Source organism: Oleiharenicola sp. Vm1, assembly GCF_047777955.1.
In the GTDB taxonomy this organism is placed as follows: Bacteria; Verrucomicrobiota; Verrucomicrobiia; order Opitutales; family Opitutaceae; genus Didemnitutus.
In genome coordinates, this window is sequence record NZ_CP180537.1 from 4,045,213 (window position 1) to 4,071,065 (window position 25,853).

The following is a 25,853-nucleotide window of genomic DNA, read 5'->3' on the forward strand; positions in this document are numbered from 1 at the left end:
CGATCAGAGCGTGACGCTCGTGCGGTCGGGTTTCGAGGTCTCGTCCCCGTTCGGACGCGCCGGCGCGAGCGTGGCGAAGGGGTGGGTGGTGTGCGACGGCCGCGAACGCAGCGCGATCTGCACCTCCGAGCCGGTCAAGCCCTGCCCGCCCTGCAGCAGGCCGTGGTGCCAGCGGATAATCTCCCGGGCGATGAAGACGCGGAGCAGCGGATGTGCGGGCATCGGGCCCTTGCTCGTCTCGACGAAGCCTTCGAGGTAGAGGTTGCGGCCGGCGAGCACCACGAGGCCGGTCTCGTGCTCGCCCTCGCCGCGGCGCTTGACCGAGACGGTGACGGGGCCGTCGGCGGCATCGCGGTTGCGCACCACGGCGTCGAAGATGGACTGGAGCGCGAAGCGGAGCATCGTCTCGTTGGCGTGGAGCACGGGCGACATCTCGCCGGCGCTGACGCGCAGGACCCCGTGCAGCTCCAGGCTGCGCACGAGCTCGCCCAGGTCGACGCGGCGGACGTCGCCGGTCATGAACTCCTGCATCATGTGCAGGACGCGCGAGAGGCCCTTGAGTTTCTCCGCGTCGCGCTCGAGCTGGGCGTTGAATTCGGTGAGCAGCTCCGGCGTGGAGCCGGTCTGCTGCGCCAGCTGGAGGAAGGTCGTGAGGGTGACAAGCGGTCCGCCCAACTCGTGCGAAAGCGTGAGGCCGAACTCGCGGCAATACTTGAGGCGTTCGCGCTCGGCGGCCGCGGCGCGGTTGGCCAGCTCGGGGGCGGCGTCCTCCCACTGCGCCCACACCCCGCCGGTCTCGGAGATCGGGCCGGCCTCGGCGCGGAAGCGGACGGTGGCGCTCGGCTCGAGCCGGACGGTGCGGCCGGTCCGGAGCACCTCGCCCGCGAGGGCGCGGATCTCGGGCGGCAGCGACGTGTCCGACGGCGCGCCGGCCCCGAGAATGCGGGCGCCGGCAAGGTATTTCGCGCGGAGTTTTTCCTGATAGGCCGCATCCGCGAGCGCGCGCAGGCGGCTGGCTTTCTCGAGGCAGCGCTCGAGCAGGCGCCCGAGCTCGAGGGCGCGAGCGCGATCGGCGGCGCTATAGGAACGGCCGTCGGCGCGCGGGCCGTAAGCGGCCCAGCCGGCCAGCCGGCCCGACTCGAAGAGTGGCACGAGCAGGCGCGCGCTCCACGATTGCATCTGCTGGCGGATGTAGCTCTCGGTCGCGGGGTCGGCGTTGCCGACCCAGTCGTCGAGGTCGATCGCGCAAGGGAACTCCTCCATACACTGGGCCAGTGGGCTGCCGCTCGCGCAGGTCCAGCCGTAGCGGTCGGAGCGGAAGGCGTCGCCGTCGAGGAGGAAAAGCGTGACGCGCGAGGCCTGGAGGAGGGTCTGGGCCGCGCGCCGGAACTCCTCGAGCACGCGGTCGCGGTCTTCGAGGTGCTCGATGGCGGCTTCCATGAAACTCAGGTCGTCGACCGCCGCGGCCGGGGCGGTTTCGCGGGCCAGCGGCGAGGGCGTGCGACTGCCGCGGGCCTGCAGCGTCTGGATGATGGCGTTCTTCTCGGCCAGTTCCGCGGCGGTGCGCAGGGTGTCCTTCAGCAGCGTGCGGCTTTCCTCGTAGGTCAGGAAGAAACGGCCGGCGCCGGCGAGCCGGGCCTGCTCGAACGGCAGGCTCTGCGCCTGGCCGACCACGATGACGATCACGTCCGGATGCGTGCCGATCAGGCTGCGCGGATCGGCGACGTCCTTGACCCAGACGCGGGCGCCGTTCTGGGCGAGTTCCCGGCGCAGCAACTCGGGCGACGCCGGCGACACCGCCGGATACGGCAGCTGGGCGGACCAGTCCGCGAACAGGCGCGGGTCGGGCGTCGTGAGGATCAGGATGGCGGACATGGGAACGAAAGCCGGAAGGTCGCGCCGGGCTGCCCCGTTTCGATCAACGCGATACTCCCGCGGTGGCCCCGCATAATGTTGGCACTCATCGCGAGGCCAAGCCCGAAACCGTTGACCTTGCCGGAACTGAACGGCTGGAAGAGGCGCGGCCGCTGCTCGGCGGAGACGCCCGGGCCGTTGTCGATCACGTCGAGGGTGATCTCACGCGGGCCGAGGCGGGTGCGGACGGTGACGAGTCGGTCGCCAGACTGGTCTGCCAGCGCCTGCTGGGCGTTCACGAGGAGGTTGAGGATGATCTGGCTGATGCTGCCGGCGTCGGCGTTGATGGAGCGCTCTTCCGGGGTGAGGTCGAGGTGGAGCTGGATGCGGGATTCCGCGAACTTCGGCCGCATGAGCGCGGCGCAGTCCAGCACGATCTCGTTCAGCCGCACCGGCCGCATGACGGGCTTGCGCGGGCTCGAGAGCTTGAGGAGCTGTTCCGTGAGGCCCTCGATGCGCGCGACCTCCTTCTGGAAGACCTGGGAAAACTCCACCCGGAATTCCGGATCCTGGTGTCGCTCCGGCAGGAGCTGCGCGAAGGTCTTGAGCGCGACGAGCGGGTTGCGGATCTCATGCGCCAGGCTGGCTCCGAGCAACCCAGCGGTGGCCACCTGCTCGGTCTCGCGAGCGCGCTTCACCAGCTGCGCACGCGACAAAGCCACCTCCATCAGCTCGGACCATTCGAGCAGATTCTGGATATCAGGCCAAAGAAACGGCATATCGTCCTCACGTCGTCCGAGGGTGATTGCTATTGGCGGAGTGTCACGCGCTGGCGGGCTAAGCACGGCTACACCAAGCTTTCGAGTGGCAAGAAATCGATCAAGCTCCTCAACCGCTGGCGTGACACGTCTACGGCCGAGGCTCTCGGGGGTCGCCCAGCGCTCTTCCATCAACATACGCATCCCCGGGCTGCCTCGATCGAGGTCCCATCGCTCATGCGCATCACCGACAGAGTGAATCTCCACCCGTTTGGTTCGCGCCCAGCTTCGCAAAATCTCACTGTAACGATTGGTCAGTATCTCTGGCTCGGTTTCGTCACGACTCGCACTGAGCATCGCTGCCCGCACTTGCTCAGCCAATCGCGTTCGACTGGAAAAAACATTGTCCTTAGTTCGCTGCTCGAAAACGATCGCAAATGCCAAACAGGCAGCGAGACCGACAATCATTGCGACACCGGCTGGCAGAAGCTGAGTAGTATATTTCAGCCATAGCGAAAGCAGTAGACTTGTGATGATCAACACAACCGCTCGGCGAAGCACTGCGTAAAAGAGCTGCTGCGCATCCAAAATACGCCGGCTCGTGATCCCCCAAGCGGTTAGGGCATAGAAAATAAGCACCGCTGTCGACGCATATGGGGCCATCGTAGGCAACCCGACCAATGGTGGGATTGCAGTAAATGCCAGCCCTACTAGGCCTGAAATCGCACCGCCGATCAGCAGCGTGCGCACTTCAACCAGCTGAATGCCCGATAGCCGTCGCATCTGAAGGGTCGCTTGGGCAACCAAGACGATAAAGGCCAAGACCAGTCCCACTGAATGAGCCAAGTAGCCCGGTCCCCGGACAGGATGCGCCGGTGTCGAGTGCGCCGGGATGAACCAATCCGACAGAGCAATCCCGGTCATCGTGATGGCAAATAGAGCCCAATACCATCCGTCCACGAAGAAATCGCGCCAACGACTCTCGGGCTGCATGGCACAGCGGCCTATCCACCATAAAATCCACGGGAAATACGCGCCTAGTGCTGATATGGCCTTCAACCATATGACTTGGTGCGTCACCCCATGCCGCGTTAACGTCCACAGCATCCCCAGCCACAGAGCGGAAAAAAGGGACATCAGTGTGAACGCCTGATTAATCCGACGGTGCGGATTCGACCAGAAGACGCTCACGCCAACAGAAACGGCGATGACGAAGGTAAGCAGTTGCGCGTTCACGACGCTGCGAGCACAAGTGACGCGTTGCTGCCGCCCAAACCGTGGGCATTGATCAGCGCGACGCGCGGCTGAATATCTCGCGCGCGATTGGAAAGGTTCAGCGGGCAGTCAGGATCGGGTGTCTCCCAGTTAACTGTTGGTGGAACGATACCGCTCCGAAAACTGAGACAAACGCTGGCCGCTTGGATCGCACCTGCAGCGCCGAGCGGGTTACCGATTGCTCCCTTCAAAGAAACAGTGGCGATCTCGGACAAGCGGTCGCCGAAGATTTCGCGCAGACACTGAGCCTCGACACGATCAACCGTCTCATGTCCCGGCCCCCATGCGTTGATGAAATCGACATCTGCGGCATTGCGTCGGGCATTCGCTAGCGCCATGCGCATGGCTTCAGTCATTCCGTTGCCGGAAACACCCGCAGCATCGCAGCAGTAAGCATAGCCGCACACCCAAGCATAAGCGGGGCGTGGGCTGCATTCGCTTTCCAAAAGCAATACCGCAGCTCCCTCACCAATCACGCCTGTGCTCCGCCATAGGTCAAATGGACGCCCCATAGATGCCGGGGCATTGCTGTTCTGAGGTGACAGCCGCGTCATTCCCAGCTCAAGCATAGGATGATAAAGAACGGGGCACTCCGTCCCCGAGCAGAGCGCGATATCGGTCTGGCCGGTCGCAATCAACTCAGCCGCGTGCCCGATAGCATCCAGCCCTGAGCAACAAGCTGTCTGAAGCGAGATAACGCGAGCCGGAGTGTCCAGCCATTCGGCAATGCGCGCCGGCACGGCAATTTGCTGCGAATCGACGACCGCAGTAGGCACTGCATAGCGGGGGCCTTTTGTTGCCGTGTTAACCATCGTCCGATAAATACTCTCCAGATCCATCAGCGTCGATCCGTTGACGATGGCTGGATTGCACCCGGCCAAGTCAGATGCGGCCAATCCAGCATCGGCCAACGCCAAAGCTGTTCCCGCCAAAGCAAACTGTGTGTGACGGGCCAATCTTTTCATGCTTCCGTCCACGGTTATCCAGTCGGATAGCCGAAAATCAGGCACCTCCGCAGCGATGAACTGACCTTGATCGAGCAGTCGCTCGACTACGCGCACCCGGCTGATAGATTCATTGATGCCGCGTGCAAACGCCTCGCGCCCGATTCCGGCAGGTGTGACCGGCCCTAATCCAGTAATCTTCACTCGACGTCTCATGCGTTTTCGTAACGTCCGGGGGCGATGATTTTTGCCGGATCGAGCGCCGCCTTCAGGCGAGCATGAATCTCTCCGCTCGCAGGGCCGGCTAGATTTATTCCTAGGCGATAGGGCGGATATCCGTTGGCACGCAGATTGTCTAGAATGGCGCGCTCGGCTTTCTTGACCAGCGGCACCTCATGATCTCGAAAATGCAACGTAAATATTGTGACGAGACAGTGCGCGTTCATAACGATATAGGTGCAAGCGGCATCGGGCCAATGACCGCGAACTATATTGATAACCCGCTGCGCATGTCCGGCGTCCAACGCGCTTACGCCGTTTCCGTAGATTGCGCCCTCTGTAGCGCGATCCGCTTTCAGCAGATCCTTCTGCGAAAGTTCGAGTGAATGCAGCCCGATATCTGACGGCACGCCCCAAGTCAGGCCAAGGAGGGGAAGAAATGTTTCTAACCGATCGGCTTGTCCGCGGACCCCCAGCAATCGAGCTAAGCGCAACAACTGCCGTCCGCGCGTTGCGTCCATGCGCCACGCTGTCGTGCGTGAAGGCAGCAACGATTTAAGCTCCCTCCAACAAGCGTTAACTATCCGACTTTGGCCATGCTGGGCCGTGATGGCAACGTGGTCGGATTTTTCCGGAAATAGGCGCGTCACCTCCTCTGGAGACACATTCTGGCCGCGCAACTCCCTCAATCGCCCCATCGCCACGCGCGTGCTTCTTCCAGGCTCAGAAACATGCGTCGGCAATGTAAGGATCTGCCTACGGTAACATTCGCGCAAGACTCCGAGAACATGAGCGAGCGCCCCATTGACGATTACTGCATACTCTCTCTCCTGACGCACACGCAGTCTCACGCGTGCCGCAGTTACAATCCCGTAATTCGACTGAAAAAAGAGCCCATCAAAGAGCGGTCCCGACGCATGATCGCGTGCCGGGTGGAACCATTCCGGATCGGGTTGCAGGGACGTGCCGTCAGATAGCATAACCTCCAAGCCGAAAATCGACCGATCAACCTCCCCCGCATAGCCCAGTCCTCGCTCCAAAGCACAACCGATAATGCTCGTCTGGGTGCCAGCTCCCGTGACATTGAACGCCAAATCAGGCGCATGCTCCTGCAACCACTCATGCAGATCGCCTTGTGTGACTCCGGGCTGAATTCGCACTGACAGTGTATCGCGATCTAAAGGCCCAATTTCACGCCAATTCCGAAAATCAACAATGGCCGTGCCGTCGCGAAACGGTAGAAAGGAGCCGAATCCCCAATTACGTCCAGTGCTGATCGCTTGGATCGATTGGCCAGCCTTTGCTGCTTCGGCGAGCAAGGCTCGAAGATCGTTTTCGTCCTTAGGCTGCCGCACCCACGGGACCTGTCGCTGCGTCCGACACAGCGTCGTCGCTGTATCCCGACGTTCTTCCCGATCAACGTCTGCCCCTACGGTAGCCCGACCGTGCGGATCACAATGCTGCATTCTAGGATGTTGAAGTGCCGTCACTTTGAAATCGACTGCCGTCTGCGCAAGGGCGAATTGCGTCGCGCCGGCAACCTACCTGGCGCACGCCGCTAGCGAGACGGGCATGCGCCTTCTTCTGACCCAAGAACCAACAGGCCCAATCCGCCACGCCGGAGTGTCTCCACTGCCAGTCGTCAATCCAGTGCGACTTGTAGAAAACGTAGAACAAGCGCCGCTGGGGAAAAAACGCCGCCAGCGTCCTCTTCACCGTCTCGTAATCGTTACGCAAGATGTCGTCCTGCCGCAGTGCATCACGAAAACGCAGCAACTCGGTCAAGATTGGGCTATCCGAAGGATGGACCTGCAGTGCATGCGTGCGGACGGAAGCCGAGGCTTTCTCGAAAAAATGTCCACCACGGACACCGAGATACCGATAACCAAGCGCTTTCAATTTCCAGCGAACCACTGCGAATTCCGCATCGAACCGATCGGACGGCAGCGCAATGGCTAAGTCCACGATCGGTTTCGCCGCAAGTCGCTCGATGGCCGTGCTCCCAATGTGGTGCACCTCCAAGTCCGCGGTCAGGACGTTTCGAAGGGCGATAGCTTCGTCGTCTGCCACCGCCTGCCAGGCGAGATCGGGCGCGCAAAGTGTCACGTGCGAATTGTGCAGGCCGGTGCGCTCTCGCCTCCCCGCTTTTACGTCTTGCTCGAGCATGGCGTGGGCGCGACGCATGCGTCCAAGTTGCGCCAGCATCAGCGCGTGAATGGCAGCCAGCGCCCAACGGTCGAATTTGCTCGGCTCACCACGCCACCCTCGCACTTTCGACAGCACGGCGACCTCAATAGCCTTGTTGCACAGAGCGATCGAAAGCGCGCGTGTTCGCTCGCGCGCCGGAATTGCTGGAAGCGAAAGGGAACTCATCGAGCGCCTGTTTCGCCAGCCCCGAGCTTGACGTCAAAAGCAAAGGGCGGGCCGGCCACCGGTGGGCTGCCGGGTGGAGAGGCAGTTCGGACCGCCGCCTGAGGGCACCCCACCCAAGGCCATTTAGAGCTTTTTTAGGGGGATATCGTTTTCGTTCGGTGTCGCTGGCCTTTGCTTAGCCGCATGCCTTCCACGCATGCCAACACGATGGGACCACCGTAAAGGCCCAAAACACGGTGAATCCAATCGATTGATGCGTGGAAGGCATACTTTGAAGGTGCTCTGCTAGCTACGCGTGTACTCAGGCCTCGGTAGTAGCATTAGAGCGGTAACAGATAGAATGTGCGGTTGACCGCGCACAGCACAATGCCTCAACATTTAATGCCATCATGGAGCATCTCTCGTTGGGCTGTTCGATATTCGCTTCGAAATGGTCTTGGGGGCGTTTTAGCAATGTAAAACGCTCAGCGAGATTTCGATGAATCTCTATCTCGCGTGCTTGGTTATCGTGGTCAGTGTTGGAGCAGGCGTCATATGGTCAGATAGGCGAAGTCTCGTTAGCCAGGCCTTGGCATTCGCAACCGTCGTTACCGGGCTCTGGATTTATCTCTTTTGGATTGTTACAGCTCCGTGGATAAAGAACCCGGTGCCTTGGCTGCGAATGATAGCAGCCGTGGGTGATTTTTTTCCGTGGATAATTTGGTGGGTTGGGAGATGCGCGGTAGTTCCTAACGGTTCCTGGCGGGACTTCTTTGACGCCGGTCGATATTGGATGATCGCCGCATGCATCCTGTCTGTGCTGGCTTTATCACCGTGGTTCTTGCCAGCTGAATCTACCCCGCAGCATCATCTCTACGGTGCGCTTTATCTTACGCATCAGATCGGTCAGATTTTGCTTTTCGTTGCTCTGCCGGCCTATGCAGTAACAGCCATCACCCGCCTTCGTGGCTTCGCTCTTTCAATGGCGAAACTTTTCTTCGTGGGCGGCGGAGTCGCTGCTCTAATCGCCACTTGTTTCACAATTCTGCTACCGCTCTTTCGTCCTGGATTGGCGCGCGGCGCACCTGTGATCGCTTCAGTGTTCTTCGTAATCTGTGCCTGGGCACTCTCAAGCCAGCAATTACTAGACACACGCCACCACGTGCTGACAGTTTTACGCCGTTCGATCAGTCTGATCGGAACCGCTTTCGTGATCACTTGGCTACTCGAAGAGACTTGGAGTCTTCCTCGTGAAATCCAAGTGCTCGCTGCCGCGATGAGCGGTATCGCACTTGCTTTAGTTTTCGACTCCATTTCGGGTGCCCTGCTTGACAGCACCTTAGCCAAGGACTCATTCGACGCAGCTCTCAAGCTACAGCGGTCAGCGACTGATCTTGCATCATTGCCCGCCGACGAATTGCACGCGCTGGTCGCCCAACGTCTAGCGAAGACCATTTCATCCCATGAAGTCGCGATCTACTGGCGCAATACTACAAATGAACCTTTGCGGCTGATTTCTGCCCATCATGTTCCGGATGAATGTCCTCGCACGCTCGACGAAGGGCACGTTCTTTTAAAATGCAGTGCGCTCGAACGCGCGCCTTGGTGGCTCACGCGCAGACTGCCGTCAATCGATCCCTGCTTCACAGCTTTTGGCCTCTGTGTGCCGGTGATCGAACGGGATCAAGTGCTTCTCTTGCTTCTGACCGGGCATAAACACGGTCCGCTCGGCTTCACTCAGCCGGAGATCGCCGCCCTCCAGGCTTGGGCGCTCGCCTGCCATCACACGCTCACGACACGTGCGCTGTTGGAGCGCGAGAATGCTCAGCAGCAACTCGTCTATGCCGGCAAGCTCGCCGCCGGCATCGCACACAATCTCCGCAATCCGCTCGCGATCGTGCGCGCCTACGTCGAGGCCGATCCCAGCATGGCCAAGGCCAACCTGGAAGAGCTGCATGACTTCGCCCTGAAGGAGACGGCGCGCATCCAATCCACGGTCGACGGCCTCATGGCGTTGTCGCGGGGGGAACGGTTTGCCCTCGAACCACACAGCCTCCCGAAGCTCGTCGCCCGTGCCCTCGAATTGAACCACTCCTACTTTGCCGAGAGCCGGGCGCGGGTGGAGATGTTGCCGCCGGCCACCGACTGCCGGGTCATGGTAGAACCCTGGCAATTCACCACAGCGCTCACGAATCTTCTGCGCAACTCCGCCGAGGAAGTCGCCCGCGCGGGCGGCGGCTGGATTCGCATCGAAATGGACGCCGGCGCGCCGGGCTGGGTCGAGGTGCGCGTGCGCGACAGCGGTCGTGGGTTACCCGAGCACATCCGGGACGCGGTGTTCACACGCGACCTGTTCGCCCGGACGACCAAGGCCACCGCGGCAACCGGCCGGCGGACCGGCTTTGGCGTCGGACTGCATTCGACGATGCTGATCGTGACCATCGGTCACGGCGGGCAGTTTGACTACCGCGACGGCGCCTTTGTGATGACGCTGCCCGCCGCCGCGTAAGATCAGCTCCAGGCGGGAAACAGGAGCTCGATCACGCCTCCGGCGCTCGACTGCCGGCACACCACCGGCGCGGAAAAGCGCGCCGAAAGATGCGCGAGCGCGTAGAGCAGTCCGGCCTGGGGCGGGCCCGCCAGCGCGGCCGACAGGGCGGACCCGGTCAGGATCGCGCCGTCGGAACGGCAATGGAAACGCACATAGCGCGCGGCCACGATCGCGTCGCGGTTCAACACCAGCAGATTATCCTCCCGCGAGAGAATCTTCTCAGCCTCCGCGCGCTCGATCCGCTCGGCGGTGACGACCAGCGTCGCGTTCCCCGCTCCACATTCGAGGAGGAAATGCCCCGCGTTGCGCAGGGCATTGAGCAGCGCCACCGAGGAAACCGGCAGCACCAGCTCGAGCGGCGGGGGCACAACCTTCACGCCCCCCCGCAGACGGACATCCGTCACGAACATCTTTGCCAGCGCGTGGAGTGCCACCCCCACCTGCGCGCGCTGGTTCTCGTTCATCAGGTCGCCCGCTTCGGTCGTCATCTGCCGCATGATCTCCGAGATCCGTGCCAGCGTCACCGAATTGGCTCCCGCGGCGCGCCGCAGGTCCGCGGCGGCGCGCCCGCCGGCCGCACCGGCGCGCTCGGCCAGCGAGGTAAACACGGCGCCGGTCACGCCGAGGGCGGTGAGCTCATTGGCCAGGCTGTGAAAGAATCCACGGTAAAGATCCGCCACCGTGCGGGAAATTTCCCGCGTGCGGGTCTGCTCTTCGAGGTGCCGACGCGCCTCCTTGCCGATCGCGGCATCGCGATGGGCAACGCGGTTCCGGCGGGTGACCTCGGCGCATTCGCGCACCGCCTGCACGATCACGGTCCGCGCCGAGGCCTTGAGAATCCGCCGCAGCGCGCGGACCTCGAGCGCGTTCTCCAGGACCTCGGCGGAGTCGTCGCCGGTGTAGAGCAGGATTTCCAGGTCGGGATCGATCTCGTGCACCGCGCGGGCAACGTCGAAGCCGTCCTCGCGCGACCGCCGCAGGTGCACGTCGAGGATCGCGACGTCGAAGCGGGCCGCGCGCACCGCCTCGACCGCCTGGTCCGGCGTGGCGCAGAAGCGCACGCGCGCAATCCCGTGCAGGGTGACGTTGAGCACGGCGCGTTGCGCCACGTCGTCGTCGACCGCGAGCACCTCCAGCATGGGATGGTCGGCCGCCGTGCTCATCTCAATGCCGGGCGAGGCGCCAGCCGACCTTGGCTTCGGTCGTGACCGTGCCCTCGAAATCGCCGCCGTGCTCGGCGAAGAGCCGGCGCAGCCGCGAGACGTAGACGTTGATCGAATTCGACTGGGAGTTCGCATCCGCGCCCCAGACCTCGCGCAGCAGCTCCTCGCGCAGCACCAGGGACTGCGGCGCGTGCGCGAAGTTCGCGAGGATGCCGTATTCTTTCGCGCCCAGCTTCTCGCAATGGCCGTCGGGAAACCGGCACTCCAGGTCCGGGGTCACGCTCGCCCCGGCGAAGGTGAACGCCGCGCGCAGCTCCACGCCATCCACTCGCGCCGGCACCGGTGCGGTCGCCATCACGGCGCCGCCGGCCACCGCCCGCGCCAGCCGCACCCGGATCTCGTGCACATCCCAGGGCTTCAGCAGGACCTCGGCCGGGTTGTGGGTCCAGATCTCGGGCACGCGCACGTGCGAGATCGTCGTCGCGACGACCGGACAGCGGCGCGCCGTGCCCGTCCAGTCGCACAACAGATCGAGTCCGCGCCGCGCCCCGCCGTAGTCCACGTCGAGGATCGCGAGGGCGAAGAGTTCGTGCCGGTGCAGCCGCTCGGCCTCCTCGAGGCTTTCCGCGGCCACCGTCTCCCAATCGTGGAAGAGCGCCGGCAGCATCTCCCGGAGCAGTTGCCGGAGATCGCGTGACTCTTCGACGATCAACACGCGCTTCATGCGATGGGTCAGGTCAGGGGCGTCGCGCCGCGCGAGAAGATCTCGCTGATGATGTCCTCGAGCGGGACATCCTGGATCGTGATGTCGTCGACGGCGCCCTGCTGGAGGATCTGCTGGCAGACGGCCGTGACCTGCTCGCTGGGCACGTGGAGGAGAATCTCGCCGTCCTCGCAGGTCTTGGCCTCGCCGGCGGCGGGTTTCCAGTCGGTGGGGAAGGCGCCGTCGCGGGGCTTGAACTTGATGATGCGCTGCCGCGCGCCGGCCCCGGCGATGCGGTCGAGGTCGCCGTCGTAGATCTTCTTGCCGTGGTCGATCACGATCACGCGTTCGCAGAGCTGCGAGATGTCGGCCATGTAGTGGCTGGTGAGCAGGATCGTGGTCTTGTTCTTCCGGTTGTAGGCGCGGAGGAACTCGCGGACGTTCTTCTGCGACACGACGTCGAGGCCGATCGTCGGCTCGTCGAGAAAAAGGACGCGCGGGCGGTGCAGGAGCGCGGCGATGAGCTCCATCTTCATGCGCTCGCCGAGCGAGAGCTCGCGCACCTGGACGTTCAATTTGTGGCTGACGCCGAGCAGCGCGACCAGCTCGTCGAGCGTCGCCTGGTATTCCTTCGGCTCGAGGCCGTAGATCGCGCGCAGGAGGTAGAACGACTCCAGGGCCGGCAGGTCCCACCAGAGCTGGTTCTTCTGGCCGAGCACGAGCGCGAACAGCCGGCGGTAGGCGTTCTCGCGCTTCGAGGGATCGAAACCCGCCACGCGCGCGCGGCCGCCGGTCGGGTAGATGAGCCCGGAGAGCATCTTCAGCGTCGTGGTCTTGCCCGCGCCGTTGGGGCCGAGAAAGCCGACGAACTCGCCCTCCCGGATCGAGAAGCTGATGTTGTCCGCCGCGCGCGTCTCCTCGAAGTCGCGCTTGAACAGCCCGGTGACGCCACCCCAGAAGCCGGGCTTTTTCTTGTAGGTGCGGAAGACGCGCGTGAGGTTTTCGACTTCGATCATCGGAGCGCGGAGTGAAGCAAGGACCGGGCGGGATGCAAAAGCGAATCACGCACCGCCGCCCCCGCCCCGCCCCCCGGGCGCCCGGCGATTCCGGTCAAGAAACCCCGCCCGCAGCCGATTAGCGAATCGGGGCAATGCCTGTTTTCTTCCTCCTGTGTCACCAGACGGGCGGCGGACCGTCGCGTCGGACGCCGTGGCTGCCGCTCGGCCGTGCCGTGCTCGCGTTTACGTGGGCCGCGGTGGCGTCCGCCGTGCCCCCGGGCGACCCCGACGATCCGCGGGCCGACCTGCCGCCGACCACGCTGACGAGCGTCGGCCAGTTCTGGACCTACCGCCACTACAAGCCCAAGGAGCGCCAGTCGCTCGAACTCGAGCTCGTCGTCACCTACTACGATTCGGGCTGGAACATGCTCTGGGGCGCACACGAGGGCGCGACGTTCTTCCTGCCCACCGTGCCCGGACACCCGCTGCCCCTCCGCCCCGGCCAGCGCGTCCGCCTCAGCGGCAGCGTCATCCCCGAAGCCGGCCTGTCTTCCGACGACGTGCGCGTGACCGTGCTGGCCGAGGACGCCTGGCCCGCCGCCGAGCCGACCGAGGGGCGGATCACGCAGAGCGACCAGCTCGACGCCCGCTGGGTAAGCATGGAGGGCTACGTCTTTGGCCAGAGCGAAATCGACGCCACTCACATCAAATACCTGCTGCTTTCGGACGGCTGGCTCGTGAATGCGCGCCTGCTCGTCCAGCCCGGCGAGCCCGTGCCCCTGCTGAACTCGACCCGCGTCCGGGTCCGCGGTGTCTACGTCGGCACCAAGGACCCCAGCGGAACTTTGCAGCGCATCGACCTGTGGACACCCTCGCGCCAGGACATCGAGAGCCTCGGCACGCTGCACAACGATCCGCGTTTTTCCCTGCCGCGCACTCCCATCGGTGCCCTCGGCCAGGCGGCCGCCGCCGACTGGCTGCACGTGGCCGGCAAGGTTCTGCATCACGACCCCGGCCAGTCGCTCGTGATGCGCGACGACACCGGCCAGCTGCTCATCCGCACTCCCCAGCCCGACAAGCTTTCACCCGGCGACGAGATCGAGGTTATCGGCCGACGCGCCGGTGGCGGGCTCGAGTGGACGCTGCACGAGGCCGTCTTTCGCCGCATTTTCCGTCCGATCCCGCTCCGCCAACCGGGCACCGCCGGCGGACCGGCCAAATTGCGTCTCACCGCCCAGGTGCTCGAACTGCGCCCGGAGGAGGCGGCTCAGGGTCTGCCCGCCGAAATCAACGGCGTGGTCACTTGGGCACACCCGGCCGCCGCGTTCTTCTACCTCGCCGACGCCAGCGGCGGTGTCTGCGTGCGCCGGCCGGAGCACACCGCCCCGCCCCTGATCGGCGACGGCGTCATTGTGCGCGGCACGACCCGTGCGGGTGCCTTTGCGCCCGAGCTGAACCTGGACGCGGTGCTGCCCACCGGCGGCTTGTCCGTTCCCTCCGCCCGCAGCGTCACGCTCGAGCAGGCGCTCACCGGTGCCGAGGAGGCTCGCTGGGTGGAATTGCGCGGCTACCTCCGGCACGTCGAACCCGACGGACCATGGCTGCGGCTCGATTTCACGACCGCCACCGGCGAATTTTCCGCGTTCGCCGCGCCACACCCCGATTTTGCACCGCTCGTCGGCGCCGTCGTCCGCGTCGCCGGCGTCTGCGCCGCAGAATCCAACGCCCGCCACGAACTCACCGGCGTGCGCCTGTGGGTGACCGACCCCCAGTCGATCGCGGTCGAGGTTCCACCGGCCGCCGATCCCTTCGCGGCCGCGACGCGGACGATCGAGCGCCTGCGCCAATACGGCGGCCGCGACACGATCGACCGACGCGTGCGCATCGTCGGCACCGTCACGCGCCACGTGCCGGGCCGGGCGCTGTTCGTGCAGGAGGGCGACGCCGGCATGCTCGTGCTCAGCCGCGAGCTCACCCCGGCGCAGCCGGGCGACCGCATCGAGGTGGTCGGCTTCCCCGGCCGGGAGGGCTCACGCATCGTGTTGCGTGCCGCCTCATGGCGCCGCGTCGTCGCCGCGGGGGATGCGCCTCGCCCGCTCGCCCTGGATTCCTCCCTGCCGCTGCAGCTCGAGCTCGACGCCCGCCTCGTGCGCGTGCGCGGCACCCTCACCGAGGTGGCCTTCCGGGCCGACGAGACCCGGTTTATCCTGCGGGAAAACGGCCGGTTCTTCGAGGCCCAGCTGCCGGGAGTCCGACCCCGCCCGGCGGCCCGCGTCGGCAGCGTGGTGGAACTGACCGGCATCTACTCGATGCAATTTGACGAGAGCCGACGACCGCGCCGCTTCACCGTGCTGCTCCGCTCGCCCGACGACATCGTGCTAATCGCGGTGCCCTCGTGGTGGACGGCAGCGCGCATCGCGACGGCCGCGGCCGTTCTCCTTCTCCTCGCCATCGCCGCGGTCGCCTGGGTCGTGGTGCTGCGCCGCCGCGTCGCGCGCCAGACCGAGCAGATCCGGGCGCAGCTGGCCAACGAGGCGCGGCTCCAGTCGGAGCTCGAGCGCTCCTCCCGCCTCGAGTCGCTCGGCGTGCTCGCCGGCGGCATCGCCCACGATTTCAACAACCTCCTCACCGCCGTCATCGGCAACCTCGGGCTGATCGCCCTCGAGGACGACGCCATGCGCGCCGTCGGGCACAACGTCCGCGAGGCCCAGCGCGCCGCCAAGCGCGCCAGCGACGTCACCCAGCAGCTCCTCACCTTCGCCAAGGGCGGCGATCCCGTCCGCCAGGCGGTGCTGCTGTCCGAGGTCGTGCAGGAGGCCGCCACCTTCGCCTTGCACGGCGCCAAGGTCGCCAGCGAGTTCTCCTGCCCGCTCAACCTGCCCGCTGCGCACGTCGACGCCGGGCAGATCTCGCGCGTCGTGCACAACCTCGTGCTCAACGCCGTGCAGGCCATGCCCGAGGGCGGCGTGGTCAAGCTCGCCCTTGCCGCCGTCGACGTGGCGCCGGGCACGCTCGCCCCCTCCCCGCCGGACGCTACGTGCAGCTGAGCATCACCGACAACGGCCCCGGCATCCCTGCCGCCAACCTGCCGCGGATCTTCGAGCCGTATTTCTCGACCAAGGGCCGCAACAGCGGCCTCGGCCTGGCCACGGTCCACTCGATCATCAAGAAGCACCAGGGCCACATCGCGGTCGACTCGCAGGTCGGCCGCGGCACGACGTTCCACGTCTGGCTTCCGGCCGCGCGCGACCTGCCGGCGCCCGCCCCCGAGCGCGCCGCGCCCGCCCCGGAACGCCGCGCGCTGCGCGTGCTGCTGATGGACGACGAGGACATCATCCGCGGCGTCGCCGGCGCGTCCCTCAAGCGCTTCGGCCACGACGCCACGCTCGTCGCCGACGGCGCGCAGGCGATCAGCGCCTACGCCGAGGCGAAGGCGGCCGGGAAACCGTTCGACGTCGTCATCCTCGACCTCACCGTGCCGGGCGGCATGGGCGGGCGCGAGGCGCTGACCCAGCTCCGCGCGCTCGACCCCGAGGTCCGCGCCGTGGCCTCGAGCGGCTACTCGAGCGATCCCGTCCTCGCCAACTACCGCGCGCACGGCTTCGTCGCCATCCTGCCCAAGCCCTACGACCTGAAAACCTTCTCCGCCCTGCTCGAGCAGGTGCGCGCCCGGTAGCCCGGCGACGGCGGGATTGTGCCCGGCGCGCCGCTTCTCCAACGTGGCGCGATGTCGGCTCCGCTCCCGCTCCTCGACCTCCACCGCCACCTCGACGGCAGCGTCCGTCTCGAGACCATCCTCGAACTCGGTGAAAAATTCGGCGTGCGCCTCCCCGGCGACACCGTCGCATCGCTCCGCCCGCACGTGCAGATCCAGGGCGCGGTGCAGGACCTCATGGCCTTTCTCCAGCGCCTCGACTGGATGGTCGGCGTGCTCGGCGACGCCGACGCCTGCCGCCGCGTCGCCCGCGAGAACGTCGAGGACGCGCACCGCGAAGGCATCGCCTACCTCGAGCTGCGCTTCAGCCCCTACTTCATGGCGCGCACGCACAACCTCGACCAGCGCGAGGTCATCGCCGCCATCGTCGACGGCGTGGCCGCGGGGAGCCGCGCCACCGGCGTGCAGGTGAAGCTCATCGGCATCCTCAGCCGCACCTTCGGCCCCGAGAGCTGCACGCGCGAGCTCGAGGCCCTGCTGGCGCACCGCGAGCGCATCACCGCGCTCGACCTCGCCGGCGACGAGAAGAACTGGCCGGCCGAGCTCTTCCGCGAGCACTTCCGCCGCGGCCGCGACGCCGGCTGGCACATCACCGTCCACGCCGGCGAGGCCGGCGGCGCGCCGAGCGTCTGGGCCGCCCTGCGCGAGCTCGGCGCCACGCGCATCGGCCACTGCGTTCGCGCCGTCGACGACCCGCGGCTGATGGACTACCTGCGCGACCACCGCATCGGCATCGAGGCCAACCTCACGAGCAACCTCCAGACCAACACCGTGCGCACGCTCGCCGAGCATCCGCTCAAGCGGTTCCTCGCCCACGGCCTGCTCGCCACGATCAACACCGACGATCCCGGCGTGAGCGCGATCGACCTGAACTACGAGCTGAACGTCGCCGCCCCCGCCGCCGGCCTCACGCCCGCCGAGATCCTGCAGGCGCGCCGCAACGCCCTCGAGATCGCCTACCTCACGCCCGCCGAAAAGGCCGCGCTGCTGGCCAAGTAGGACCGGCTTCCGCCGGTCCTAATAACTCCCGTCGCCACCACCCCGTCCCCGGCGTCGACGGACGAGCGGATACACGCGTCCGCAACCGTTGCTCTCGCCAGGTCGGCTGAAACCGGCCCTACCCGAGCCCGGAGGCCGACGCCGCCTCGAGCGTGCGCATTTCCTCCGCGCTTAGCCGGAAACCGATCGCGGCGAAATTGTCGTCGAGCTGCCTCGGCCGGCTCGCGCCGACGATCGGCACGACCGGGAACGCCCGCGTCCAGAGAAAGCCGAGCACGATCGCGTTGGCCGTGACGCCGCGCGCCCGCGCCAGCTCGCCCACGATGCGCGCCAGCGCCTGGTTCGGCGGCGTGTTGAACTCGTGCTCCGCGAAATCGCGCGGCCGCTGCTCCGGCGGCAGCTGCGCCTTGGTGAAGTAGCCCTTCGCCTGCGCCGTGTAGGGGATCACCGCGATCCCCGTCTCGACGTGGAAGGCGTGCGCCGCGCGGTCGAGCCAGGCGAGGCCGTGGAACGGCGGCGGCTTCGACTGCCGGTTGCCGAGGCACCAGAAGGGCTGGCTGGCCGCCAGCGTCTGCTGTCCGCTGGCGCGCGCGTAGGCGTGCGCCGCGCGCAGGCGCTCCGCCGTCCAGTTGGAAAGGCCGAAGGCGCGGATCTTCCCCTCGCGCACGAACGCGTTCAGCACGTCCACGAAATGCTCGACCGGCCGCGCCGGATCGTCGCGGTGCAGCCAGTAGAGGTCGACCACGTCGACGCGCAGCGTGCGCAGGCTGCCCTCGAGGTCGGCGCGGATCTCCGCCGCCGAACTGCGCGGAATGTGCACCGTGGAGAGGTCCGGATGCATGCCCTTCGTTGCGATCACGAAGCGGTCGCGGTTGCTCCGCGCGCGCAGCCAGTCGCCGAGCACGCGTTCGCTGCGGCTCTTTTCGCCCGGAATCCAGTCCGAATACATCCGCGCGGTGTCGATGAAGTTGCCGCCCAGCTCGGCGAAGTGGTCGAGCAGCGCGAAGGAGCCCGCCTGATCGAGCGGCGCCCCCAGCGGCACGGCGCCAAGGCAAAGCGGCGAAACTTCAAGGGGGATCCCGGCCAGGCGAACGCGCGACATGCCGCGCAGCGAATCCCGCGTCGTGCGTTCCGTCAATCGTCCGGCCGATGTTCGTATTACGAACGTCTTGCCCCCGCACGCATTGGAGCTTCCTGCGGCCTGATGCAAATGTTGCGTATTACGAACATTTGCCCGCGGACGAGCCCCGCCGCCGGGCGGTCAGCCGCCGCTATTTCCAGAGGACGATGAACTTCTCCTCGGCCGGATTGAACAGCCGGCGGACGACGCGAAGTTTGCTGAGAAAAAGTTTCACCTTCAGATCGAACGTGCTGGTGGCGCCGGCGTAACTCGGCCGATAAAGGCTGCGGATCAGCTGGTGCGGCCGCTGCACGATCAGGTGCCGGCGAAAACCGGCGCGCGCGCCGAGTTGCGCGATGTAATCGACGGACATGTCTTTCTCGTGCACGCCAAATTCCTTCACCGCGTGCCGCGACGCCTCGGTCTCGCTGTGGCCGGTGTGCGTCTCGAACGCGATCATCGCGCCGCCGGGCTTGAGCGCCTCGTAGGCGCGTTGCACGGCGAGCTGCTCGACCTCGGCGTGGTGCAGCGAATCGTAGAACAGCGCGTAGTCGAAATCGGTGCGCGGCACCGGATCTTCGTAGTCACCGACGAGAAACTCGGCGTTGGCGATCCCGCGCAACCGTGCCTGTTCGCGCGCGGCGGCGATCGCGTCGGGCGAGATGTCGACGCTCGTCGTCTGGTAACCGCGCGTGGCGAGGAAGAGCGAGAGCCAGCCAACGCCGCAACCGAACTCGATCAGCCGCGCCGGCGGCGGCGCGAGGAAATGGAACAGCGCATCCAAGTTCGAGAGGTTGGCCGAACAAAATTCGTCGCTGAACGGCTTGCGCGTGGAATGGAGAATCCCCGCGGGGCCGATGCGGGCGAAGTATTCGCGTTCGCCTTGCTTGGGATCGGGCTGCATCCGCCCTTAACTATGCCCCAGGCGGCGGTAGTCGAGAACGGTGTGGCTGATGGCGCCCTGCTCGAGGCAGCGCACGTCGGTCAGGGGCTCCGCCGGCGAGACGTCGATGATGCTGCCCCAGACGAGGCGGTGCGAGCCGTCGTCGGCCGCGGGGAGAACAGCCCCGGCACATGCACCTGCGCGGGCACGGTGCGCCGCACCGGCGTGTCGGCCCGGCACGGGATGGGGAAATTGAAATTCTGCACCGTGAAGCTGTTCCGGCCGACCCCGGGCGCGAGCTCGCCCACCAGCCGCGCCGCGTGCGCCGCGGAGGTCCGCAGCGTCGCGAGCAGCTCGCCGTCGGGCTCGCCGCCGCGGTCCTTGAGGTGGGCATAGACCTCCTCCGAGACGTCCTGCGAGAACGCGAACGCCGGCAGGCCGTGGATCGCCCCTTCCCAGGCGCCCGCCACCGTGCCGCTGGCGAGGATGAAGCCGAGCGAGCAGTTGAAACCGACGTTGATGCCGCTCACCACCGCGTCGAGCTTCACGTCGCCGAGCAGGTGCGCGATGGCGATGTTGACGCAATCCGACGGCGTGCCGTCGAGCATCCAGGTCGGGCAGCCGAAGCCGCGGTCGACCTTCGCGCATTTCACCGGGCGGGAGCGGGTCTTGGAGGCGCCGGTCCAGCTCTGTTCCGCCGCGGGCACCGCGAGGTAGAGCGTGTGTCCGGCGGCGCGCAGCGCGCGGACCAGTTCATGGAAGAAGGGCGAGCCGATGCCGTCGTCGTTCGTGACGAGGAGATTCATGGGTGTGTTTCGACACCCAACACCCGCGTGGAAGCGAAGGGAAGCGCGAATCCACTGGCCGGACGGCTAGGCGCGCGGCGCGCCCGCGTGGAGCGCGCGGGCGGGGCGTCACCAGCCGTCGGCGCCGCCGCGGCGCGCGCCCCGCAGACGGGCGCGGTGCTTCTTCCCGGCGACCATGCGCGCCTTCTGGCCGCGCGATTTCTGGCGGGTCTGCCGGCGGGCGAGTTCGCGCGCGGCCTGGGCGGCGTTGGCCGCCTCGGTCCGGCGCCAGGCGAGCTTCTCGGCGAGTTCGGCCCAGGCGAGCAGCCGGTTCGTGGTCTGCGAACGCTCCCGCTGGCAACGCACCTCCACGCCGGTCGGCCGGTGCCGCAGCCAGACGGTGGACGAGGTTTTGTTGATCTTCTGGCCGCCCGCCCCGGCGCCGCGGACGAAACGCTCCTCGATCTCCTCCGGCTTCACGCCGAGGGAGACAAATTTCGCGCGCAGCGGCGCTTCGATGATCTCCGGAAAATCCGTCATGCCTTCGTCGAAAAACAGCGAAACCCGCGCCGGGTTCCCGAGTCAAACCCTCCCCCGCCCGATCACCGTCCGTCGCGCCGTTTGCCGGGTTGGCCCCGCCCGGCATGCCGCTCGCGGTTCGGCGCTTGTCTCTCCCTATGCCCCTCCCTTCACTGCCCGCTTATGAGTAACGGCCCCGCTTGGTCCCAGAAACTCCGCGCCGAGATCGGCAAGGCCGTCATCGGCCAGGACGCCGTCGTCGAACGCCTGCTCGTCGCCCTCCTCGCCAACGGCCACGTGCTCCTCGAGGGCATGCCCGGCCTGGCGAAGACGCTCCTGATCAAGTCGCTCGGCACCGCGCTGGGCGTGCAGTTCGAGCGCATCCAGTTCACGCCCGACCTGCTGCCGTCCGACGTCGTCGGCACGATGATCTTCTCGCCCAAGGACGGCGCCTTCGCCACGCACCAGGGCCCGATCTTCGCCAACCTCGTGCTCGCCGACGAAATCAACCGCGCCCCGGCCAAGGTCCAGTCCGCGCTGCTCGAGGCCATGCAGGAGCGCCAGGTCACCATCGGCGGCCACTCGCACCAGCTGCCGAAGCCGTTTTTCGTCATGGCGACGCAGAACCCGGTCGAGCAGGAGGGCACCTACCCGCTGCCCGAGGCGCAGACCGACCGCTTCCTCTTCAAGCTGCTCGTCGACTACCCCACCGCCGCCGAGGAGGCGCGCATGATGGAAATGTGGGGCCAGGTCACCAAGGCGCCCGCCCTGCAGCCCGTCTCCAGCGGCGAGGAGCTGATCGCCCTCCGCGCCCACGTCGACGCCATCCACGTCTCGCCCGGCGTGCAGGCCTACATCCTCGCGCTCGTGCGCGGCACGCGCGACCTCGCCGCGGCGGCCGAGAGCGGCACGGCGAAGCGCCTGCTGAACTTCGGCGCCTCCCCGCGCGCTTCGCTCGCGCTCTTCCAGGCCGGCCGCGCCCTGGCCTGGCTGCGCGGCTCCGACTACCTCTCGCCCGCCCTGGTGCAGGAGATCTTCCACGACGCCCTCCGCCACCGCGTGGGCCTGACCTACGAGGCCGAGGCCGAGGAACTCTCGTCCGACAAGATCCTCACCCAGGTCCTCGAACGCACGGCCGTGCCGGCCAAGGTCTGAGCCGCCGCCGCGACGCCCCGCGCGCCGCCCGCGGTTCCCCGATGCCCAACCCGATCACAGAGCACACCTCCGTCGTCACCTCCCAGCTCGCGCTGCTGCGCCAGCTGGAGTGGAAGGTGCGCCACGCCGTCGAGAACGTGCTCAGCGGCGAGTATCGCTCGGCCTTCCGCGGCCGCGGCATGGAGTTCGACCAGGTCGTCAAATACACCTTCGGCGACGACATCCGCGACATCGACTGGAACGTCACCGCGCGCCTCGGCGAACCCTACCGCAAGAAGTTCATCGAGGAGCGTGAGGTCACGCTGCTGCTCGTGCTCGAGGACAGCGTCAGCCTGCAGTTCGGCTCGGGCGAGAAATCCAAGCGCGAGGCGCTGCTCGAACTCGCCGGCCTCGTCATGCTCCTGGGCGCGGTCAACCGCGACCGCGTCGGCTTCCTCCACGCCTCGCCCGAGGGCTACACGCTCAAGGAACCCGTCCGCGGCCGCGGCCAGATCCTCCACCTGGCCGCGCAACTCCTCGGCCGGCCCGCGCCCGCGCTCGAGAGCGGCGCACCGGCGACGCCCGACGCCACGTCCGCGACCGGCTTCATCCCCTGGCGCCTGCTCGCCCACGCCGCGCCGCGCCACTCGATCCTGATCTGGCTCGGCGATTTTCCGCCGCGTGCGCACCCCGAGGGCTGGAGCGTGCTCTCGCGCCGCTACCAGACGATGGGCTTCCGCGTCGACGATCCGTGGGACCGCGAACTGCCGCACGGCCGCGTGCTCACCGCCTACGACCCGACGACCGGGCGGCTGGTGAACCTGAACGGCGCCTCCGCCGCCCAGCGCACCGCCCACGCCGCGTGGGTCGGGCAGCGCGAGCAGGCGTTCCGCGACCTCTTCCCCAATCCGCTCAGCCGGCTCGTCGTCGGCACCGGCGAGGACCGCCTCGAGGCGCTCGTCCGCTTCTTCCACGCCCGCATGGCCGCGGGCAACCGGCGATGAGCGTCACCGCCTACACCTTCGCCGATCCCTGGTGGCTGGCCGCCCTGCTGGCGCTGCCGCTGCTCGTCTGGATCCGCGGCCGCCGCGGCGCCCCGGTGCTGGTGGTGCCGTTCGCCGGCGCCTGGCACCGTCCGACCTTCATCCCCACCTCGCGCTGGCCCGCGGCCTTCGCCCTCACCGGACTCGTGCTGCTCATCGTGGCGCTCGCCCGCCCCCAGATCGTCGAGGACAAGCGCGAGGTGAAGCAGCAGGGCTACGACCTCATGCTGGCGATCGACCTCTCCGGCTCGATGCTGGCCGAGGACTACGAGCGCGGCGGCGACCGCATCAACCGCCTGCAGGCGATCAAGCCGGTCATCCAGGCCTTCATCACCCAGCGCACGAGCGACCGCATCGGCCTCGTCGTCTTCTCCGGCCGCGCCTACACCCTCGCCCCGCTCACCTTCGACCACGACTGGCTCGCCCGCCAGATCGAGCGCCTGAAGATCGGCCTGATCGAGGACGGCACCGCCATCGGCGACGGCCTCGGCATCGCGCTCACCCGCCTCGAGCAGGCCGGCCGCGAGGAGGGCAACCGCCGCAAGGGCGCGTTCGTCGTCCTCCTCACCGACGGCGCCAACAACCGCGGCCTGCTCACGCCCGAGCAGGCGACCGAGATCGCGAAATCCCGCGGCGTGCCCATCTACGCCGTCGGCGCCGGCCGCGACGGCCTCGTGCCGATGCCGGTGTTCGACGACAACGGCAACAAGATCGGCTACCGCCGCGCCATCTCCGACCTCGACGAGGGCCAGCTGCGCGCCATGGCCGACGCCACCGGGGGCAAATTCTTCCGCGCCGCCGACTCCGACACGATCGAGAAGGCCTTCGCCGCCATCGACCACGCCCAGAAGATCGAATTCCAGGCCAAGTCCTACCTGATCACGACCGAGCTGTTCGCCTGGTTCGCCGCACCCGGCACCGCGCTGCTCTTCCTCGGCGCGCTCGTCGCCCTGCCGCCGCAGCTGCCGGCGCGACGCCGCAAGGAGGCCGCCGCATGAGCTTCCACTCGCCGCACCTCCTCTGGCTGCTCGTGCCGCTCGTCCTGCTCTTCTCCTGGGAGCTGGCGCGGCGCGTCGGCGGCGCCGCGGCGGAGCTGCCCAAGGTCGCGCGCGCCTGGGCCGGGGCGTTCGACGTCGCGCTGGGCACGCGCCACACCACCGCCGAGACGCGGCCGCGCCTCTGGCTGTGGTTCGGCCTGGCGTTGTGCCTCATCGCCCTCGCCCGCCCGCAGTGGGGCGTGATCGAGGAGAAGGTCTTCGACCAGTCGCGCGAGGTGCTGATCGCCGTCGACCTCTCGCGCTCGATGCTGGCGCCGGACGTGAAGCCCTCGCGCCTCGACCGCTCGAAGCTCCTCATCACCTCGCTGCTCGACGGCCTCAAGGGCGAGCGCGTCGGCCTCGTCCTCTTCGCCGGCACCGCGTTCCTCCAGAGCCCGCTCAGCGCCGACTACGAGATCCTCCGCGAGTTCCTGCCGGCGCTGAAGCCCGACTTCCTCCCCGAGGGCGGCTCGAACTACAAGGCCATGCTCGAGACCTCCATGCAGGCCTTCGGCACCTCCACCGCGGACCGCTACCTCATCATCCTCTCCGACGGCGAGAGCACCGAGGACGGCTGGAAGGAGCTCGGCGAGCAGCTCAAGGCCAAGGGCATCCGCGTCATCGGCCTCGGCGTCGGCACGACGCAGGGCTCGTTCATCCCCGACGGCAGCGGCGGCTTCGTCAAGGACGAGCGCGGCGCCGTCGTGCTCTCGCGCCTCAACAGCTCGACCTTGCAGGACCTCGCGCAGACCACCGGCGGCGCCTACACCGACGCCAGCGCCTGGGTCGATCTGTCGGGGCTGCTGAAGAAGACCGTCGAGGCGGGCAAGAAGGGCGAGTTTTCCGAGAAGAACACCGCGCGCAAGATCGAGCGCTTCCAGTGGTTCCTCGCCCCCGGCCTGCTGCTCCTGTTCATCAGCTTCTGGGCCGAGTTCCCCGTCCGTCCGCGCGAGCGGGCGCTGCCGCTCGGGACCAGAGGACGGAGGACGGAAAACCGGGGCGGGAAAGCCGCCACCACTTCGTCCATGGCCGCGCTCGTGCTCCTGTTCTCCGCCATCAGTCCCCGCGCCTCCGCGGCGCCGGCCGCGCCGGCGTCGACCGATGACACCCTTTCCAAGCCCCTCACGACCACCGTCGCCCGCCTCGCCGACAAGAGCGCCCTCGCCGCCAAGGACTGCGCCGACCTCGCCCAGACCACCCTCACCTACGGCCAGCGCATGAAGTCCGGCCAGCAGCGCCCGCCGGAGGGCGTGGTCAACGACGCCCTCGCCGCCGTCGATCTCGGCGAAAAGGCCGACGCGAAAGCCGCGGACTGGCCGCGCCTGCGCCAGGAGCTCCAGCAGCTCCTCGAGAAACCGCCGGAAGACAAAAAGCAGGACCAAAAACAAGATCAGCAGCAGAAGCAGGAGCAGAAGAACCCGCAGCAAAACCAGCAGAACGAGGATCAGCAAAAACAGGACCAGCCGCAGCAACAGCAGCAGCAGGACCAGCAGAATTCCGAACAGCAAAAGCAGCAGGAGCAGCAGAAGCAGCAACAGGACGCCTTCGGCGAGATGAAGGACCAGAAGGAACCCCCGAAACCCGACGAGGAAAAGCAGCCGCCGCCACAACCCCCGCCGCCGCAGACCCAGAAGGTCGGCGGACAGAAGGAAAAGAAAATGGAAGTCCCGCTCGACCCCGACCTCGCCATGCCGCTCCAGAAACTCGAGCAGGTCCGCAATCAGGATTCTCCCGCCAAGCTCCAGCAACTCATGCAGGGCCAGCCGTCGCGCCCGCCGAAGAAAGGCAAGGACTGGTGATT

20 protein-coding genes are annotated in these 25,853 nt (G+C 66.8%); 8 read left to right on the plus strand and 12 right to left on the minus strand.

The window, feature by feature from the left end:
• Window positions 1-3 precede the first annotated feature (3 nt).
• The 5 genes from ACMYLB_RS19375 to ACMYLB_RS19395 all read right to left on the minus strand — a co-directional run bounded on the left by ACMYLB_RS19375 (window position 4) and on the right by ACMYLB_RS19395 (window position 7,423).
• Window positions 4-1,875, minus strand: a complete 1,872-nt coding sequence (locus ACMYLB_RS19375) for a hypothetical protein (protein ID WP_415908587.1) — start codon at window positions 1,873-1,875, stop codon at window positions 4-6.
• Window positions 1,860-3,848, minus strand: a complete 1,989-nt coding sequence (locus ACMYLB_RS19380; RefSeq protein ID WP_415908588.1) for an ATP-binding protein — start codon at window positions 3,846-3,848, stop codon at window positions 1,860-1,862. Before ACMYLB_RS19380 ends, ACMYLB_RS19375 begins: the two co-directional genes overlap by 16 nt.
• A complete protein-coding gene (locus tag ACMYLB_RS19385) occupies window positions 3,845-5,035 on the minus strand; it encodes a beta-ketoacyl-[acyl-carrier-protein] synthase family protein (RefSeq protein ID WP_415908589.1) in 1,191 nt (396 codons plus the stop codon). Before ACMYLB_RS19385 ends, ACMYLB_RS19380 begins: the two co-directional genes overlap by 4 nt.
• 8 nt (window positions 5,036-5,043) lie before the next feature.
• Window positions 5,044-6,369 carry an FAD-binding protein gene (locus ACMYLB_RS19390; protein WP_415908590.1) on the minus strand — a complete coding sequence of 442 codons (1,326 nt, stop codon included), beginning with the start codon at window positions 6,367-6,369 and terminating at the stop codon, window positions 5,044-5,046.
• Window positions 6,370-6,517: 148 nt separating this feature from the next.
• Window positions 6,518-7,423 (minus strand): GrpB family protein, encoded by a 906-nt coding sequence (locus ACMYLB_RS19395; RefSeq protein WP_415908591.1) that lies wholly within the window; start codon window positions 7,421-7,423, stop codon window positions 6,518-6,520.
• Window positions 7,424-8,195: 772 nt separating this feature from the next.
• On the opposite strand from ACMYLB_RS19395, the gene ACMYLB_RS19400 reads away from it, so the two are divergent.
• Window positions 8,196-9,911, plus strand: a complete 1,716-nt coding sequence (locus tag ACMYLB_RS19400; protein ID WP_415908592.1) for an ATP-binding protein — start codon at window positions 8,196-8,198, stop codon at window positions 9,909-9,911.
• Between the two features lie 2 nt (window positions 9,912-9,913).
• Here the strand turns inward: ACMYLB_RS19400 and ACMYLB_RS19405 are convergent, their stop codons facing one another.
• From ACMYLB_RS19405 to ACMYLB_RS19415, 3 genes are read right to left on the minus strand one after another with little or no spacing between them, the layout of a single operon-like run.
• On the minus strand, window positions 9,914-11,092 hold the full coding sequence (locus ACMYLB_RS19405) for a response regulator (protein WP_415908593.1): 1,179 nt from the start codon (window positions 11,090-11,092) through the stop codon (window positions 9,914-9,916).
• 25 nt (window positions 11,093-11,117) lie between these two features.
• Window positions 11,118-11,840 (minus strand): response regulator transcription factor, encoded by a 723-nt coding sequence (locus ACMYLB_RS19410; RefSeq protein ID WP_415908594.1) that lies wholly within the window; start codon window positions 11,838-11,840, stop codon window positions 11,118-11,120.
• A gap of 8 nt (window positions 11,841-11,848) precedes the next feature.
• A complete protein-coding gene (locus ACMYLB_RS19415) occupies window positions 11,849-12,835 on the minus strand; it encodes an ABC transporter ATP-binding protein (RefSeq protein ID WP_415908595.1) in 987 nt (328 codons plus the stop codon).
• Between the two features lie 134 nt (window positions 12,836-12,969).
• Here ACMYLB_RS19415 and ACMYLB_RS19420 point away from each other — a divergent pair, with 134 nt between their 5' ends.
• From ACMYLB_RS19420 to add, 3 genes are read left to right on the plus strand one after another with little or no spacing between them, the layout of a single operon-like run.
• A complete protein-coding gene (locus tag ACMYLB_RS19420; protein WP_415908596.1) occupies window positions 12,970-15,864 on the plus strand; it encodes a hypothetical protein in 2,895 nt (964 codons plus the stop codon).
• Window positions 15,855-16,493 (plus strand): ATP-binding protein, encoded by a 639-nt coding sequence (locus tag ACMYLB_RS19425; protein WP_415908597.1) that lies wholly within the window; start codon window positions 15,855-15,857, stop codon window positions 16,491-16,493. Before ACMYLB_RS19420 ends, ACMYLB_RS19425 begins: the two co-directional genes overlap by 10 nt.
• Window positions 16,494-16,544: 51 nt before the next feature.
• Window positions 16,545-17,531, plus strand: coding sequence for an adenosine deaminase (gene add, locus ACMYLB_RS19430; RefSeq protein WP_415908598.1), 987 nt, complete (start codon window positions 16,545-16,547; stop codon window positions 17,529-17,531).
• 118 nt (window positions 17,532-17,649) lie between these two features.
• Here the strand turns inward: add and ACMYLB_RS19435 are convergent, their stop codons facing one another.
• The 4 genes from ACMYLB_RS19435 to ACMYLB_RS19450 form a co-directional block, all read right to left on the minus strand.
• Window positions 17,650-18,573 carry an aldo/keto reductase gene (locus ACMYLB_RS19435; RefSeq protein ID WP_415908599.1) on the minus strand — a complete coding sequence of 308 codons (924 nt, stop codon included), beginning with the start codon at window positions 18,571-18,573 and terminating at the stop codon, window positions 17,650-17,652.
• Window positions 18,574-18,802: 229 nt separating this feature from the next.
• Window positions 18,803-19,555, minus strand: a complete 753-nt coding sequence (locus ACMYLB_RS19440) for a class I SAM-dependent methyltransferase (protein WP_415908600.1) — start codon at window positions 19,553-19,555, stop codon at window positions 18,803-18,805.
• Between the two features lie 80 nt (window positions 19,556-19,635).
• Window positions 19,636-20,340, minus strand: coding sequence for a 5'/3'-nucleotidase SurE (gene surE / locus ACMYLB_RS19445; RefSeq protein WP_415908601.1), 705 nt, complete (start codon window positions 20,338-20,340; stop codon window positions 19,636-19,638).
• 108 nt (window positions 20,341-20,448) lie between these two features.
• On the minus strand, window positions 20,449-20,859 hold the full coding sequence (locus ACMYLB_RS19450; protein ID WP_415908602.1) for a peptide chain release factor family protein: 411 nt from the start codon (window positions 20,857-20,859) through the stop codon (window positions 20,449-20,451).
• Between the two features lie 162 nt (window positions 20,860-21,021).
• Here ACMYLB_RS19450 and ACMYLB_RS19455 point away from each other — a divergent pair, with 162 nt between their 5' ends.
• From ACMYLB_RS19455 to ACMYLB_RS19470, 4 genes are read left to right on the plus strand one after another with little or no spacing between them, the layout of a single operon-like run.
• Window positions 21,022-21,993, plus strand: a complete 972-nt coding sequence (locus ACMYLB_RS19455; protein WP_415908603.1) for an AAA family ATPase — start codon at window positions 21,022-21,024, stop codon at window positions 21,991-21,993.
• A gap of 41 nt (window positions 21,994-22,034) precedes the next feature.
• Window positions 22,035-22,976 (plus strand): DUF58 domain-containing protein, encoded by a 942-nt coding sequence (locus ACMYLB_RS19460; protein ID WP_415908604.1) that lies wholly within the window; start codon window positions 22,035-22,037, stop codon window positions 22,974-22,976.
• On the plus strand, window positions 22,973-24,013 hold the full coding sequence (locus ACMYLB_RS19465; protein ID WP_415908605.1) for a VWA domain-containing protein: 1,041 nt from the start codon (window positions 22,973-22,975) through the stop codon (window positions 24,011-24,013). Before ACMYLB_RS19460 ends, ACMYLB_RS19465 begins: the two co-directional genes overlap by 4 nt.
• Entirely contained in the window at window positions 24,010-25,851 is a 1,842-nt protein-coding gene (locus ACMYLB_RS19470) for a VWA domain-containing protein (RefSeq protein ID WP_415908606.1), read from the plus strand. The genes ACMYLB_RS19465 and ACMYLB_RS19470 overlap by 4 nt, the downstream gene beginning before the upstream one ends.
• The last annotated feature ends 2 nt before the right edge of the window (window positions 25,852-25,853 follow it).